Source organism: Vibrio sp. 1641 (assembly GCF_033339995.1).
Taxonomy (GTDB): domain Bacteria; phylum Pseudomonadota; class Gammaproteobacteria; order Enterobacterales; family Vibrionaceae; genus Vibrio; species Vibrio alginolyticus.
Genome location: NZ_JAWOVP010000363.1, coordinates 1 through 583, shown reverse-complemented (window position 1 = coordinate 583; position 583 = coordinate 1). Strand labels below are relative to the sequence as shown.

Here is a 583-nt window from a genome sequence, read left to right as displayed (position 1 = left end):
CGAAAGAAATTCGTCAGCAGCGTGAAAAAGCGGCCAAAAAAGAGCAAGATCGTCTTGATAAATTAAGACGTGAGGCGGAGCAGCTTGAGAAAAACCGTAAGGCTGAAGAAGAACAAATTCGTAAGTTGAAAGAACAGCAAGCGAAAGATGCAAAAGCGGCCAGAGAAGCTGAAGCTGCTCGCAAGCAAAAAGAGCAGGAACGCAAAGCAGAAGAAGAACGAGTTCGCCAAGAAAAAGAGCGTGCAGCTAAACTTGAGAAAGAGCGTAAAGCGAAAGAAGAAGCTGTACGTAAAGCAGAGCAGGAACGTTTAGCCAAAGAAGCGGCTATTGCCAAAGCGGAACAAGAGCGAGTAGCTCGCGAGAAGGCGGCAAAAGAAGCGGAAGAAAAGGCAAAACGTGAACGCGAGGCGGCTCAAAAAGCTGAACAAGAACGCATTGCGAAAGAAAAAGCGGCAAAAGAAGCTGCGGAAAAAGCACGTAAAGAAAAAGAGCGCCTTGAGCGTTTAGAACGTGAGCGTAAAGAGCAAGAAGCTGCACTGGATGATATTTTTGCTGGCCTAGAAAGTGAAGCGAGTGCAAACCA

General features: G+C 46.8%; 1 protein-coding gene. It reads left to right on the top strand.

Features of this window, described 5'->3' with window-relative positions; all coding sequences use genetic code 11:
* On the top strand, window positions 1–583 hold a 583-nt coding region (tolA, locus tag R7Z47_RS26000; protein WP_318130920.1), incomplete at both ends, for a cell envelope integrity protein TolA.